The organism is Bacillus cereus group sp. BfR-BA-01309 (assembly GCF_022664315.1).
Classification (GTDB): Bacteria; Bacillota; Bacilli; order Bacillales; family Bacillaceae_G; genus Bacillus_A; species Bacillus_A mobilis.
The window spans coordinates 18703-33199 of the sequence record NZ_JAKUHE010000016.1; the positions used below are offsets into that span (position 1 = coordinate 18703).

A 14497-nucleotide genomic window follows, 5' to 3' on the forward strand; every position below is an offset into this window, starting at 1 on the left:
CCTTTACCTTTTCTTCATTTACATTTTATTTATCTCGTAAGTTTCTTCCAGTCAACGTAAGGAATACTGTTTCTAAGTTTGGAGCCTGTTCCTCTAACGAGCGGATTTCAATGTCATGATTAATGAAGTGTTGAATAATTTTATTTAAATTGTTTACTCCTGCATCCGAGTTTACTTTAATTACGTTCTCTTCAATTTGAACAGCTTTCACACCGTTTATCACTTTTAACTGTTCTACATCTAAATTTTCTACTGACTTCACTTCCACCCAAATATCTTTCGTATCAGTAATAATAGCTTTTAACTGTTCTTTCGTACCTTCTGCAATTACTTTACCGTGATCCACAATTGCTATTTTCGTACAAATCTCTTCTACTTCTTCCATGTAGTGGCTCGTGTAAATAATGGTACTTCCCATTTCATTTAATTTTCGAACAGACTGGAGAATATAGTTTCTTGACTGTGGATCAATTCCAACTGTCGGCTCATCCATAATAATTAACTTCGGCCTATGAGCGATCGCACAAGCGATATTCAGTCTTCGTTTCATCCCGCCAGAAAAGTTTTTCGGGTAACTTTTATGTTTATCACTAAGCCCTACAAACTGAAGTGCTTCCTCTACTCTCGCTTTTAGCTCAGCTCCTCTTAACCCGTACAATCCAGCAAAGAATTTCACATTTTCATAGGCAGTTAACTCTTCATAAATCGCAATATCTTGCGGAACGATACCGATATTCATCTTCGCAAATCGATTATGTTTCTTTATATTTTTTCCTAATATGCTAATTTCACCTTCATTACTTCTTAATAACCCAGCAATCATATTTATCGTTGTACTTTTACCAGCACCATTTGATCCTAAAAAGCCAAATATCTCTCCTTCTTTAATAGATAAAGACATATTATCTACCGCGATGAAATCACCAAATTTTTTCGTTAAATTTTTAATTTCTAATGTATTCATCATTTCACCCCTATTTCGGTTTCTCTGCTATTTATTATAAACAAAAAAAATGAACCTGCTCAGTGCAGAAGTTCATTCTTTTCACATGAGATTATTCACTTTTTTTATATGAGATGATTCATCTTCGTCCCATTCTCTTATATTGGCAACAGCATTGTTACTGAAAAACCACTTGTTCCATCCACAATAATTTTCCCATTTACTGACGCTGTTCGCTCCTCCATCCCCATAATCCCAAGACCTTTCTTAACGAGAGCTGCACCTTTTCCGTTATCCTTCACTTGTACTTTCACCATCTTGTTAAGTACATGAATATCGATTGAAATGACTGTCGCATCAGCATATTTCATCGCGTTCGTTAGTGCCTCCATAACATTTTCACCGATAACCTTCCACTGAATCGGTGAAATCATATCTAAATTCCCTTTATATACGAAAGGAATATTTATATCATGCTTACCGGCAAATTCCTCTATGAATAATTTCATACGATGAATACCAATTTGCTCAGTTGGTGGCTTCATATTTTTTAATGTAACCCGAATACTTTCAATTCCATCTTTCGAAATATGAATTGCATTTTGTAATAACTCGGCAGATTTCTCTTTATCTATCCCCATTAATCTCTTTGCCGCTTCCATTTGAATTAACGCCCCTGTCATCGAGTGGCCAATTTTATCATGAATTTCTTGAGAGAGCCGGTTTCTCTCTTCTAACTTAAATGTGTACTCTGATTGCTTTATGTACTCTTTATTTTCATGTAAGCTTTTCGTCAGCCGCTGCATATCTTTTCGCATCTTATCATTTTGTGATTCAAGCTTTAACACACGCGATATATAACGTTCTGCCATAGTTAATACAAGGAAAGAAAATGCAACAATTAATCCATATGTCATTCGAATACTTTCATCTGTAAAGATAATAGGAATCATCATAATGATAAAGAGCTGCCATTTCTTCTCTATATAAGGAAATATAATTTCATATAAGTTCAATGGTAAAAACAAAATAAAAAACGGATGAACCTTCCATGCAAATAACATAACTACGCCAATTGATACAGAAGTTAATATGTTTTTGTACGTATCTTTTTTAAATATAGAAATTAGCACGTTTACAGAAAGATATAAAAGCAAAGTCAGTATAATCCATGGTAAGTTCACAACATTTAAATAAATGTAACTAAACACAATATATATAAAAACAATTAATTTACTTACAATTAACCAAAATTCCATATCACTAATCTACTTTCCCTGTTAAGTAATAAATCGCAATTTGTGTGCGATGTTCTAGTCCAGTTTTCCCTAAAACCGATGTAATATAATTTGCAATCGTTCCTTCTGATATGAAAAGTTGCTTTGAAATTTCTTTATTCGAGAAACCTTTCGCAATTAATGCGATAATACTAAGCTCTCTTTCTGTAAAAAGACTTGTATCTATTTTATATTCTTCCTCTTTGCTTTCCATTAAATTGCACTTAATTTTATCAAGCACTACATCTTGCATAACAGTTTGACCGTTATATACTCCTTTTATTGCATCACGAATACGCTCTGGATCATTATTTTTTAATAAATAACCTTTCGCCCCATTTTTTACTGCGTCCAAAATATATTCATCATCATCGAACGTCGTTAAAATTAGCGGTTTCGTTTTCGTTTCTTCACAAATGACTTTCGTCGCCTCTACCCCGTTCATATTTGGCATACGAACATCTAAAAGAGCGATATCAACGTCGTTCTTTTTGCAATAGTCCACTGCTTCTTTCCCATCATTTACTGTATCTACCACTTCGAACTCTTCATATGTATTTAAAATAATTTTCATGCCTTCTCTAATAAAAGAATTATCATCTGCTATTAATATTTTAATTTTCATGTTTGTTAGTATGGACCTTCCCCTACTAACATTCACATCCTTTCTTCCCGTGACATTTCCTACTTGCTCATTATATACTTCTCTTTACCATTTTTTCACACCTTTTTTCATATAGCCTCCTTTCTAAAAATATATTATTCTTTTTTTACAACATGTGTAGGGTGACTAGTCATTTCTTACGTCTATATAATAGAATGCGTCAAAAAGGAGGGAGAGACCCATTGAAGAAAAACAATTAATTGAAAAAGCACAGCAAGGAAGCGAACATGCTTTTCGTATCCTAGTGCAAGCATATCGTCACTATATTTTCCAAGTTATCTTTTCTATTTTAAGACATGAAGAAGATGCGAAAGATGTTACACAAGAAGTATTCGTAAAAATCCATGCCTCTCTCCCAAATTATCAATTTCGTGGATTAAAAACGTGGATGGCGCGTATTGCCACCAATCACGCTATTGATTATAAGAGAAAGAAAGCTAGAGAAAACGAAGAACTCTCTTTATGTAAAGAAACTGAGGAAAATATAAAATCCTCTCATAATATTGAGGCTTTATTATTGACGAAAGAGCAAAGATTACTTATTGCTCAAAAACTGAGAGAACTTCCCGAAAATTACCGTGACGTCGTTCTCGCACATTACTTAGAAGAAAAAAGCTATCAAGAAATTGCTTTACAGGAAAACATCGAAGTGAAAACAGTCGAAATGAAACTGTATCGGGCAAGAAAATGGATTAAAAAACATTGGAAGGAGGAAGAGTTTCTATGACGCATTATTCAAAAGAAGATTGGCACAATTATACTTTAGATTTTATAGAAAGCAATGAACGTGAATCTATGGAAGAACACCTTTATGAATGTGATCACTGTTTAGCACTTTATATGGAAAGTATTGATGATCAACATGAAAACCTTCCAATGATAAATGATGATTCATTTACGAACGAAGTTATGACGCAAATAGATTTTGAAACGCTACAATCTAATGAAAATATAAAAACAAACTCACTAAAGCGCACCATTATTCACTACATAATCGCGACTGCGGCTACAATTATTTTTATGGTAAGTGGTTTATTCCAGTATATTTTCACAGCGACATCAAATTTCGAGAAATCTTCCAAAGAAAATGAGACTTCTATCTCACAACAAATTGTTAACAAATCGGTAGACACATCAAAAAAGGACGGAGGTTTAAAGCATGAATAAAAATCCCTTTTTAGCACTTGTATTAGGGCTAATTCCCGGGCTTGGACATTTATATTTAAAGAAATTTGGACGGTTTATTTTATATAGCGGAGGGGCTTTATTATTATTTTCTTTTGCAGTTTTTTGCGTAGTAGAATTAATAGCGCGTGAGTTGGCTTTTATCTCTCTATTTTTACTAGCCATATTATGGACGATTAACTTACTAGATTTAGTTATCACTATTATTAATCAATCGAAAAAACAAGCAACCGGAGAGTTTACAGAGTCCTCTAAAGAGAGCGAACGATTTTATATCATTCTCCTATCAATCATCCCTGGACTGGGCCATTTCCAATTAGGACTTATGCAACGCGGACTTACATTTTTAGTAGCTTGCACAGGAATCGGAAGTATGATTATATTCGTTGCACTTTTAACATCGCAAGAAAGTTTCCTTATCTTCCTTATTACATTGCCTGTTTTATGGATTTATAACTTCTTCGATGTTGTTCAACAGCTACAGAAAAAAGAACGTGGTGAACAATTAGTTGACCGTACTATCTTTGAAGATTTTGAGGAGCACCGTGAACAAGGAAAGAAAAGTAAAACATTCGCTTCTATTTTAGCGATGTTCCCCGGAGCGGGACATATGTATTTAGGCTTACAACGCCGCGGCCTTCAGCTTATGGCAGCCTTTTTACTTTCAATCTATTTACTTGACTTGTTAAGACTTTCTGCGTTTTTATTTTTAGTTCCAATCATTTGGTTCTATAGCTTCTTTGACGCTTTACAACAAACTGCAAAGTATGGAAAAGAACGTGTACATGATGAACCTATCATTGATTATTTTATCAATCATCAAAGATGGATCGGTATTGGGTTAATTGCACTCGGTGGTTATTATTTATTAGATCAAACAGTCCTTCCTATTTTGAATGATTATTTTGCAACTATATTTAACATTCATCTTAGCGAGCTATATTATCGCTATTTCCAAACATCTATCGTTGCACTCCTCTTAATTGGTGGTGGCTTTAAATTGTTACTTGGAAATAAAGAAAACAAAGGTGGTACAAAAGAATGAGAACATGGCGCGTTGGAACATTTTCAATGGGGCTTTCTATTATTACATTAGGTTGCTTCTTACTATTTTCAGTTATAAAAGGGACTGAGGTATTAGATTCCTTAACAGCATGGTGGCCTGTTTTATTTATTATACTTGGCGTGGAAATTTTACTATATCTTCTATTTTCTAAGAAGGAACAACCCTTTATTAAATATGATATTTTTAGTATTTTCTTTATCGGCGTTTTAGGAAGCGTTGGAATTGCTTTTTACTGTTTGTTATCAACTGGATTACTAGATGAAGTTCGTCATTCTATTAATACGACTCGCCAAACGAGTAATATTCCAAGTGGACAACTTGATATACCTGAATCTATAAAAAAAATTGTAGTGTATGCAGGACAGCACCCTCTAACAATAGAGGGAAATCATACAAATCAAATTCACCTTCTTGGAACATATGAAATGACGACGAAAGCTAATGAAAAACTTAATTTAAAACAAGAAGATTTCCTTTCAGTTCAAACAGCTGGGGAAACGATGTATATCACTTTAAAATCATTACCGGTTCAACATACATTATGGAATTCAGCACCACAGGTCAAACCGACACTCGTTCTTCCGCAAAATAAAAATGTAGAAGTTCGCGCTTCAAATAACGAACTATCCCTTTACCCAGGTCAATTACAAAATAATTGGTTTGTACAAGAAAGTTCACATGTATCTGTTCATTTAACAAAAGAAAGCGATGTATCTGTAATCGCCGTAACAAATCAAAAAGAGGCTCACGGGAACACACCTTGGGAACAAGTTGAAGATTTAACGAAAAAAGAAGAGAATACTTCAGAAGAAAATAAAGAATTCAACGAGCAAGAACATTGGTATAAAAACTCGATTAAAACAGGAAATGGGACGTACAAGTTAAACATTGAGAAAGCTTACAATTTAAATATGAGTGTTATTGAAAAATAAAAAACCTTCCACAATTGTGGAAGGTTTTCCTCATATAATCGCTTTAATTCCTTCTAACACTAATCCAATCATAAATCCGCAAACAGCCCCGTTTACTCGGATCCACTGTAAATCTTTACCGACGTTGTTTTCAATCATTTCAATTAACGTTTTGTCATCTAACTTATCAAGGTTTTCTTGTACAAGCTTTCCGATTTTTGAATGATTCTTTTCCACAAGTGTGACAACTTGTTTTTGTAACCACTCTTCTATTTTTTGAACAGTTTGTTCATCTTCTTTTATTTTATTCATTTGTGTTTGTAAAAATGGAATAACATATTTATCCGTAAATTCTTCATTTTTCACAAAAGTAATTGCCCTTTGTTGTACTTGCTCCAGCATCTCTTTAATTTTGTCAGTAGCATCCCAATTGGCAATCCATTTTTCTTTCCAATTTTCTAATTCTTGTAGTAACGCTTCATTTTCTTTTACATTTATAATTTCTTGGCGAATTTTCGATAATATAAGTTGTCTTGTGCTATTATCCGCATCTTGTAAGCTGTTAATATTACTAATAATAAACTTCTGCAAAATGCCGCCAATTTTATCTTCATCTACAATATTCATAAACGATTTCAAAGTAAACTGTAAAAATCCATCTACTTTTATGTTTTCCATCGCCTTCATGCCTAAGCTTCCGAGCTGATAACGCGCTTCATCTTGCGCTGTCCAATCTTTCACTTTTACTAATATGTAATCAAGTGTCTTTTCATCATATTCTTGCACAACTAATTGATCAACAAATACTTGTAATATGTTACTTGTATTAATTGTATGCAAATACGTTTTTAATTCTTTTTCAATAATAACCGCTAATTTTTCCGTATCTATTGTAACAATCGCCTTCTCAGCAATTGTTACAATTCCTTTTTTTACAGCGTCAGACTGCATTTCTCTCTCAGCAATTTGCAGTACCATTTGTGCTAGCTGCATTTCTTTTACTTTATTCGTAATACTTTCTTTCGTTAGCCACTCATTTTCTAACGTATGAATGAGCCCTTTCGTTACTCGTTTACGATTTTTAGGTAATAACGCTGTATGCGGAATTGGAATTCCCATCGGATGACGGAATAATGCTGTAACTGCGAACCAATCCGCAAGTCCGCCAACTAACCCAGCTTCAAATCCCCCTTGTATAATCTCTCCAGCTACCGTTCCTTGAAACGGGATAGAAGCGGCAAAGCCTACTCCCATAACCCCAAGCGAAATACCCGCTATATATTTAGTCTGTAATGACATCGTATACACATCCTCTTATTATGTAAAATAAAGCTTTTTGTTATATTTATTTGATATTCGTTCTTTATATCTATACTATAATGAACTAATGCGAAAATAACAAAGAATTTATAATAATACATATGTCATTTAAATAAAAAATGAGGCCACAATTAGCCTCATTTTTCTAATATTGTTAATGACTCACCTGTTTTATAATATCCATTCATCACATCTTCCGGAACCATACTACCACCAGTTCCCCACACAATATGAGTACCTTTCTTCATCTTCTCTGTTAACTGTTGTTTTTGTATATATGCATCTTCTTTACATACTTTTACCGGCCCAACCATACCTGCTAACGCAGAAGGCTCTAAATAAATATTTTCCGTATCAGCTAGTTCTTTTAACAATCTATACAACTCTTCATCACTTACTGTGTAATTCCCACTCAAAAATGATTCCATCGTTTTACCGACAAATCCAGACGGTCTTCCTACCGCTAGTCCGTCCGCGTCTGTTACATTATCAATCCCGATATCTTGAACAGCAATTTTATCATGAAGTCCTGTCATTAAACCAAGTAACATGCATGGAGAGTGCGTAGGCTCTGCAAAGAAGCAGTGCACGTTGTCTTTATACAATAACTTTAAACCAAATGCAACACCGCCAGGTCCGCCTCCTACTCCGCACGGAAGGTAAACGAATAAAGGATGATCTTCATCTACTATAATCTCTAAAACTTCTAATTGCTTTTGTAATCGCGATGCCGCTACTGCGTATCCTAAAAATAAATCATGTGAGTTTTCATCATCTACGAAATAACAGCTAGGATCTGCATCTGCTTGCTGACGCCCCTCTTCTACTGCTTTACTATAATCAGCTTCATACTCAATAACGTTTACACCTTTACTTCTTAATAAATCTTTTTTCCATTCTTTTGCGTCTGCTGACATATGAACCGTTACGTTAAAACCTAACTTCGCACTCATGATCCCAATGCTTAATCCTAAGTTTCCTGTAGAACCTACCGCGATAGAATAAGAGGCAAAAAACTCTCTACATGTATCACTATCTAAAATGGAATAATCAGCTTCTTCTGTTAACATACCATGCTGCAAAGCTAATTGCTCAGCATGTTTCAATACTTCATATATTCCGCCTCTAGCTTTAATAGATCCTGATATTGGAAGCCTGCTATCACACTTTAATAGCAATTCCCCAAATATAGATTGCCCGTAATTTTTCTCTAAAGACCTTTTCATAGAAGGTATCTTCACTAAAGGTGATTCTATAATGCCGCCCGTTCCTCTCGTTTCTGGAAAAACTTTCGCAATATATGGTGCAAAACGCTTTAACCTCTCTTCGGCATCTTTTACATTTTCTTCATTCAATGGAGAATCTTTTATTGCCGTTTCATACTTTGCCATGTTCGGATTCAGCCAAAACACTTCTTCTGTTTCGATTAATTTATTTATTAGTGGATATTCCTCTTTTAAATTTTCTATTCCCTTCATTGCTCTTCCTCCTCATAACCTTGTAGCTTACGATTCAATAAATTATAATTAAATTAATTTTAATATAGTTTAACACAAATTATTCACTTCAGTTAATTTTAATTTAATTTATTTAAATATAATTTAATAATGATTAAGGAGCCTTTCATTATGGAAAATATAGATATTGGTAAAAAGATTGAAAAGCAAAGAAAAGAAAAAGGTTTAACGAGTAAAGAACTAGCAACGATGGCAGGTATAACACCCTCTATGTTAAGTCAAATTGAGCGTGGGTCTGCTAACCCTTCTATCCAAACATTAAAAGTACTCGCAAAAGCGTTAGATGTTCCAACATTTAGCTTTTTACTTGAAGATACAAATACAGACGATTTAATTGTACGTTCTCATAAACGAAAAAAAATGATTATCGATAATTTATCATATGAATTGTTATCACCTGATTTTACAGGGAATTTAGCAACAGCAATTATGACCGTTCCGCCAAATACAGCTTCATCTGAAAATGTACTAGAACATAAAGGTGAAGAATTAGCATTTGTATTAGACGGGATAATTACATTACATTTAAACGAAGAAGAGTACACTTTAGAAACGGGTGATAGCGTAAAAATACCCGCTTATTTAAAGCATAAATGGGTAAATCAATTCGAGAAAAATGCCATTGTTTTATTTTCTGTTACTCCGCCGATTTTTTAATATATAATAAAAAATAGCCACACATGGACACATTCCATATGTGGCTATCTTTTTATTTTTTCGGCACTAACAAAATTCCTAAACTAATAACAAAAAAGCTCATTATTTGCTGTGCTGATAAACCAAATAAAACCGAATTTTGTTCACTAATAAGCGAAATAATGATATGAGCAAAACCTTCAACTATTAGAAAAACACTTATATTCTTTCCATTTCCTAATCTTTCATTTTTCATCCATAACAAGCCCAGTATACAAAGGCCAAGGATGATTTCATATACGAAAATGGGATGATATAAAAATTTAGATTCATATATTTTCACACCCCAAGGCAGTGTCGTTTGTACACCTATTTTGTGGTGGAATAGAAAATAAAAAATAATACTCATACATAGCCCAATAGGCAATGCATCAAGTAAAATACGAAGCGAAAATTGCTCCTTTTTACTTTTCCAAACAATATATGCACTCGCAATTACACAGCCTACTATAATATGCTGCATACTTCCTATAGCTAATAATGCTTGCAATGGCGATTTAAAAGCCCATACTGGATTTATAATTGCCGGTGCAAATTTCCATACAAATACAATGATTAGAAAAGCATTTGTTACTGCATCCATCATTTTTTCATATGGTACACTTTCGTTCTTCATCTTTCGTTTCATCAACATAAATCCAAATAGACTTCCAATTATAAGAGATACAGGTTGTAACCTCACGATCCACTCCATCAATACAAAATCCCCTTAACTCTCAATTAATTTCTTAAATTTCTCTTCTAATTGATCTGGAGGTAATATACCTCGTACTTGCTCTACGATAATCCCATCTTTATTAACAAAAAATGTCGTTGGTAACGAAAATACTTTATAATCTAATCCAGCTACTCCGTCCATATCTAGTAAAACAGGAAACTTAAATCCGTGACGATCTGCAAATGCGCTCGCTTCTTGTACTGGATCTCCAATTGTCGCATTTACCGCAAAAATTTCAACATCCTTTTGATATTTATCATACAAATGAACTAAGTCAGGTGCCTCCATTTCACATGGGCCACACCATGATGCCCAAAAATTAATAAGATATGGTTTTCCTTTTGCATCATTTAATGAATGCAGCTTCCCGTCTAATCCTTTTAACGTTATGTTTGGTGCTTTAAATCCTACTTGTGGTAATACTTCTGTTTTTTGTAACTCCGCTTGTTTTGCTTTTCTTTCTTTTTCTTCTTTTTTTGTATTATAAAAGTTCACTCCGGCCCAAATTAATGCCCCGGCCAGTATAATCGCAATTAGTTTCTTCACTTTTCTTCCTCCTCATTTTTAAAAACCAGTAAATCCACCGAATAGCCGAATAAAGAATGCTGTAATTTTCGTCATTTGATTTGTATACAGTAAAATACCTGTTATAATCATCATTCCTCCGCCAATTTTCATCATGACATTGGCATATGTAACAATCCATTTTACCTTCCCAATAAAGAATGCCATCACGAAAAACGGAACCGCAAACCCAAGAGTATACGCTGTAATATAAAGAAGTGCGCCTTCAGGATTCGTCGCCCCAAGCATGAGTACAGCTGAAAATATCGGTCCAACACATGGCGTCCAACCCGCTGCATATGTCATACCGACTAAAATTGAGCGAATATATCCAGTCGATTTACTTCTATACTGTACCTTTTTCTCTGCCATAAGCCACTTAGGCTGAAACAAACCTGTCATAAACAGCCCCATCAAAACAATGAAAATCCCGCCAATTTGTTGAATCAATTTTTGGTTAGATGAAAATGTTATTCCAATCCAACTTACCGATAAACCTAACGCATAAAATATTACCGAAAATCCGATCATAAAAAATACGGTATGCATAATCGCTGATTTTTGCATCATTCCACGATTATCTTTTAAATCTTGAATAGATACACCTGTAATATATGATAAATAAGATGGATATAGCGGTAAAGAACACGGTGATATAAATGACAATACCCCTGCCCCAGCTACAAGCCAAATTGTTAAATCTGCTGCATTCATTTTATTCCCCCTAAATACACTACGATAAGTAGTGTTAATTCTTAAAAAAAGAGGCTATATGCACTCTCCGACAATAAGTACAACCGATATACAGAATAAAGCTAATGTTACATATACCGAATTCGTATGTAATGGAATATTAAGCTTTACGACTTTTTCATTTAACACTTGCTCGATTCGTAAATTTATTGCTGTTTTTGCAAATGAAGCTGTCACACATCGATTTTCGATTGTCTTTATTTTAATTATTTTTAATAATGCGCTACCTAACTCGAATTTAGATTTCATTTTTCGCATTGCATATTTATCTGCAGCTAACTCCTGATACACATGATAGCGTTGCAATAGCCCTTTTAATATCGGGATGTATATCATTCCTTCTGCTAATAACGTAAAACAAAATAATTTTAACGGATCTCGATTATTTTGATGATATTCTTCATGAAAAATAATTGCATCCATTTCTTCATCTGAAAATGTTTGAAGCATCCCTTCTGACATGACAACTTTCGGACAAAATAGCCCAATTGTAAATGCCGCAACTTCCGAGGTCGGCAATATATATATTTGTTTTCCTTTTCGAATAAAAGGGATAAGTACTTTTTGTAATTTTTTACTATAGAAAAACTGTCGCCAAATTCTTTTGCATACTATGAGTACAGTAAGTAATAGTAATCCAGCAATTATAATACGAATGAGCGATAATTCCTTCATATGTTGTTCTAACTGAAACAAGCAAAACTTTGAAAGAAAGAACGCCTTATTTTGAAATAGAAATGGATATGTAACGTAATACACTAACAAACTGAAAAAGAGAGTACTAACAATTACTGCTAACAATATGATTTTACGCATTTGCCATTTCATTTCATTGATCCTCTTTTTTTAACTGATTCAATTTGTCTTCTAATTTTTTTATTAAAGTCGGATCAGCCTGCTCTAACTCATCAAGCATATGATTTACAACTAAATCTCCAAATTCCCCCATCAATTCCTGTGTCATTTTCTTCGTTTGATTGGATAAGAATTCTTCTTTTGTTTGCACAGCACGATATATACCACTTCTTTTCACAGTCTGTTTTTCTAAGTGGAATTTCTCTACTAACCTGTTCATAACTGTCATGACCGTATTAAAATTCACAGGTGATTCTTCACTTAATTTCTGCTGCACTTCTTTAATCGTAATACCCTCGGTAGACCAGACAATCTCCATAATTTTCGCTTCAAGCGGTCCAAAGAAATGATTTAACCCTTGCTCATTTAACTTATAGTTTTGAGTAAACATAGTATGGCTCCTTTCACACTACGAATTGTAGTATAAATTAAATGAAAGGTCAAACACGAATGATATGCACTAAAATTCACTACCTATAAATCAGCACCCCGTTCTATTCATCGTAAACCTAACTTCTCTCCAAATGTATCAAAGAGATACTGCTCTAATATTTGCACACTAAACTTCTCATTACGTCCAAGTGCAAATAATTCCCGATCTTTTACTACAATCGTATCTAACGGAATAACGACATTATCCACTATTTTTGTAATTTCAATGATGTTACTTTTTACATTTACCTCTGTTTTAAATTCAATGTTTTCTAATACGATATGCGAGCGTCTTCCTGATGCCAAAAAAGTAAAGTTAGGATTTTTATAAATACCAATTTCACTCTCTAATGGGTATAAATACTGAAAAATGATATCTCTATGTCCATCTTTTATTATTTTTTCATCCTTCTCATCATCTAAGTATTCTTTCACCTTCGTTGTAAATTCAAATCGAAAATCCACTTTTTTCACGCTCCCTCTTTGTATTTTTATATTAAATAAATATATTGAAATAATTTTACCATATTGTAATACAAGTTCCTATTAAAAGTAAAAACTCATTTGTAAAATCTCTATTATTTCTGATTCTTTTTTAAAGTATAAGCACTAATTCAATATGAATTCATGCTTTGTTATATCTATTTAAACATATTGTTTCCATATTTTGAAACAATAGTATGAAGTATTATATATCAATAAAGTGAAACTTTTATCAACCCTCGCCACCTTTACTATTCCGATATACTGAAACTACATTTTCTACTTATTCATTACATAGAGAAGGAATGTAAGTCTCTTCTATCGAATTTTTATATAACGAAAATGATTAGGTGGTGCTTTACTATGAAATTAGCTGTCATTGGTGGCGGTGACTTACAAGATTCAAATCACTCGCCTATTAATGAACGACTTATAGCATTAACAAATAAACAGTATCCAAAAGTATTATTCATTCCTACAGCTAGTCATGATGATGAAAGCTATATAAAATTATTTGTAGACACGTTTGAAAAACAATTACACTGTGAAGTACAAATTTTACGTACGATAGCCGATACACCTTCTAAATATGAGATGGACGAAATGATTCGTTCAGCTGATTTAATTTATCTTGGTGGTGGGAACTATGTTCAAATGCTTACAGAATGGAAAGAACATAAACTAGATGAAAAATTATTATTGGCTCTAGGGCAAGAAACACTCATTGCAGGGTGTAGCGCCGGCGCTATGTGTTGGTTCACCTCTAGTATCCGATCAGATTATGAAGGTTCTGGTTATATAGAGAGCAACGGCTGGGGGATTGTGAACAAAAGGTTCTGTCCACATTATAATCAATTAAATAGAATGAACGCCTTCCATTCCTTTTTACAAAATCATCAAGGTAATATAGAAGGAATCGCACTAGAGGATAATTGCGCTTTATATATTACAGAAGAATCTTTTGAAATTATCGGTGAACCTGAAAAAGCGTGGGAGTTTTATATGAGTGATAACAAACTTATTAGACAACATTTTGATATCACTTTGAAAAGCTATTTATAAACATACCTTTACAAAAAATGTCCCTAAGTAAAATCACTTAGGGACATTTTC

General features: G+C 33.5%; 17 protein-coding genes. 6 read left to right on the forward strand and 11 right to left on the reverse strand.

The window, feature by feature from the left end:
• Window positions 1-25: 25 nt before the first annotated feature.
• The 3 genes from MR115_RS23705 to MR115_RS23715 form a co-directional block, all read right to left on the reverse strand.
• Window positions 26-964: an ABC transporter ATP-binding protein gene (locus MR115_RS23705; protein ID WP_061676604.1), complete on the reverse strand. Its 939-nt coding sequence runs from the start codon at window positions 962-964 to the stop codon at window positions 26-28.
• Between the two features lie 137 nt (window positions 965-1101).
• Window positions 1102-2202 carry a sensor histidine kinase gene (locus MR115_RS23710; RefSeq protein WP_242242970.1) on the reverse strand — a complete coding sequence of 367 codons (1101 nt, stop codon included), beginning with the start codon at window positions 2200-2202 and terminating at the stop codon, window positions 1102-1104.
• Between the two features lie 4 nt (window positions 2203-2206).
• Window positions 2207-2845 (reverse strand): response regulator transcription factor, encoded by a 639-nt coding sequence (locus tag MR115_RS23715; protein ID WP_242243026.1) that lies wholly within the window; start codon window positions 2843-2845, stop codon window positions 2207-2209.
• 283 nt (window positions 2846-3128) lie between these two features.
• Here MR115_RS23715 and MR115_RS23720 point away from each other — a divergent pair, with 283 nt between their 5' ends.
• The 4 genes from MR115_RS23720 to exsE are packed head-to-tail and all read left to right on the forward strand — an operon-like array spanning window position 3129 to window position 6067.
• The gene (locus MR115_RS23720; RefSeq protein WP_242242971.1) at window positions 3129-3611 is read left to right on the forward strand and encodes an RNA polymerase sigma factor; all 483 of its coding nucleotides are present in this window, start codon (window positions 3129-3131) and stop codon (window positions 3609-3611) included.
• On the forward strand, window positions 3608-4051 hold the full coding sequence (locus MR115_RS23725) for a hypothetical protein (protein WP_242242972.1): 444 nt from the start codon (window positions 3608-3610) through the stop codon (window positions 4049-4051). The genes MR115_RS23720 and MR115_RS23725 overlap by 4 nt, the downstream gene beginning before the upstream one ends.
• Window positions 4044-5114, forward strand: coding sequence for a hypothetical protein (locus tag MR115_RS23730; protein WP_242242973.1), 1071 nt, complete (start codon window positions 4044-4046; stop codon window positions 5112-5114). The genes MR115_RS23725 and MR115_RS23730 overlap by 8 nt, the downstream gene beginning before the upstream one ends.
• On the forward strand, window positions 5111-6067 hold the full coding sequence (gene exsE / locus MR115_RS23735) for an exosporium protein ExsE (protein ID WP_242242974.1): 957 nt from the start codon (window positions 5111-5113) through the stop codon (window positions 6065-6067). Before MR115_RS23730 ends, exsE begins: the two co-directional genes overlap by 4 nt.
• A 30-nt stretch (window positions 6068-6097) precedes the next feature.
• Here the strand turns inward: exsE and MR115_RS23740 are convergent, their stop codons facing one another.
• Window positions 6098-7345 carry a DUF445 domain-containing protein gene (locus tag MR115_RS23740; RefSeq protein ID WP_242242975.1) on the reverse strand — a complete coding sequence of 416 codons (1248 nt, stop codon included), beginning with the start codon at window positions 7343-7345 and terminating at the stop codon, window positions 6098-6100.
• A 158-nt stretch (window positions 7346-7503) separates the two neighbouring features.
• Window positions 7504-8844, reverse strand: a complete 1341-nt coding sequence (locus MR115_RS23745; RefSeq protein ID WP_242242976.1) for a D-serine ammonia-lyase — start codon at window positions 8842-8844, stop codon at window positions 7504-7506.
• Between the two features lie 150 nt (window positions 8845-8994).
• Between MR115_RS23745 and MR115_RS23750 the strand changes: the two genes are divergently transcribed.
• Window positions 8995-9540 carry a helix-turn-helix domain-containing protein gene (locus MR115_RS23750; protein ID WP_063263630.1) on the forward strand — a complete coding sequence of 182 codons (546 nt, stop codon included), beginning with the start codon at window positions 8995-8997 and terminating at the stop codon, window positions 9538-9540.
• A gap of 52 nt (window positions 9541-9592) precedes the next feature.
• Here the strand turns inward: MR115_RS23750 and MR115_RS23755 are convergent, their stop codons facing one another.
• From MR115_RS23755 to MR115_RS23780, 6 genes are all read right to left on the reverse strand, one after another.
• A complete protein-coding gene (locus MR115_RS23755) occupies window positions 9593-10273 on the reverse strand; it encodes a prolipoprotein diacylglyceryl transferase family protein (RefSeq protein WP_242243027.1) in 681 nt (226 codons plus the stop codon).
• A 15-nt stretch (window positions 10274-10288) separates the two neighbouring features.
• A complete protein-coding gene (locus MR115_RS23760) occupies window positions 10289-10843 on the reverse strand; it encodes a TlpA family protein disulfide reductase (RefSeq protein ID WP_242242977.1) in 555 nt (184 codons plus the stop codon).
• Window positions 10844-10861: 18 nt separating this feature from the next.
• A complete protein-coding gene (gene ccdA, locus MR115_RS23765; protein WP_061676592.1) occupies window positions 10862-11575 on the reverse strand; it encodes a cytochrome c-type biogenesis protein CcdA in 714 nt (237 codons plus the stop codon).
• A 54-nt stretch (window positions 11576-11629) separates the two neighbouring features.
• Window positions 11630-12442 carry a M56 family metallopeptidase gene (locus MR115_RS23770; RefSeq protein WP_242242978.1) on the reverse strand — a complete coding sequence of 271 codons (813 nt, stop codon included), beginning with the start codon at window positions 12440-12442 and terminating at the stop codon, window positions 11630-11632.
• Between the two features lies 1 nt (window position 12443).
• Window positions 12444-12860, reverse strand: coding sequence for a BlaI/MecI/CopY family transcriptional regulator (locus tag MR115_RS23775; protein ID WP_063263636.1), 417 nt, complete (start codon window positions 12858-12860; stop codon window positions 12444-12446).
• A gap of 107 nt (window positions 12861-12967) precedes the next feature.
• Entirely contained in the window at window positions 12968-13366 is a 399-nt protein-coding gene (locus MR115_RS23780) for a DUF3942 family protein (RefSeq protein ID WP_063263726.1), read from the reverse strand.
• Between the two features lie 381 nt (window positions 13367-13747).
• On the opposite strand from MR115_RS23780, the gene MR115_RS23785 reads away from it, so the two are divergent.
• Window positions 13748-14446: a peptidase E gene (locus tag MR115_RS23785; protein WP_242242979.1), complete on the forward strand. Its 699-nt coding sequence runs from the start codon at window positions 13748-13750 to the stop codon at window positions 14444-14446.
• The last annotated feature ends 51 nt before the right edge of the window (window positions 14447-14497 follow it).

Coding starts and splice junctions, on each gene's coding strand:
- MR115_RS23775 (WP_063263636.1), bottom strand. CDS start 12,860: ATGTTTACTCAAAACTATAAGTTAAATGAGCAAGGGTTAAATCATTTC.
- MR115_RS23715 (WP_242243026.1), bottom strand. CDS start 2,845: ATGAAAATTAAAATATTAATAGCAGATGATAATTCTTTTATTAGAGAA.
- MR115_RS23710 (WP_242242970.1), bottom strand. CDS start 2,202: ATGGAATTTTGGTTAATTGTAAGTAAATTAATTGTTTTTATATATATT.
- MR115_RS23740 (WP_242242975.1), bottom strand. CDS start 7,345: ATGTCATTACAGACTAAATATATAGCGGGTATTTCGCTTGGGGTTATG.
- MR115_RS23745 (WP_242242976.1), bottom strand. CDS start 8,844: ATGAAGGGAATAGAAAATTTAAAAGAGGAATATCCACTAATAAATAAA.
- MR115_RS23725 (WP_242242972.1), top strand. CDS start 3,608: ATGACGCATTATTCAAAAGAAGATTGGCACAATTATACTTTAGATTTT.
- MR115_RS23755 (WP_242243027.1), bottom strand. CDS start 10,273: ATGGAGTGGATCGTGAGGTTACAACCTGTATCTCTTATAATTGGAAGT.
- ccdA (WP_061676592.1), bottom strand. CDS start 11,575: ATGAATGCAGCAGATTTAACAATTTGGCTTGTAGCTGGGGCAGGGGTA.
- MR115_RS23770 (WP_242242978.1), bottom strand. CDS start 12,442: ATGAAATGGCAAATGCGTAAAATCATATTGTTAGCAGTAATTGTTAGT.
- MR115_RS23730 (WP_242242973.1), top strand. CDS start 4,044: ATGAATAAAAATCCCTTTTTAGCACTTGTATTAGGGCTAATTCCCGGG.
- MR115_RS23785 (WP_242242979.1), top strand. CDS start 13,748: ATGAAATTAGCTGTCATTGGTGGCGGTGACTTACAAGATTCAAATCAC.
- exsE (WP_242242974.1), top strand. CDS start 5,111: ATGAGAACATGGCGCGTTGGAACATTTTCAATGGGGCTTTCTATTATT.
- MR115_RS23750 (WP_063263630.1), top strand. CDS start 8,995: ATGGAAAATATAGATATTGGTAAAAAGATTGAAAAGCAAAGAAAAGAA.
- MR115_RS23705 (WP_061676604.1), bottom strand. CDS start 964: ATGAATACATTAGAAATTAAAAATTTAACGAAAAAATTTGGTGATTTC.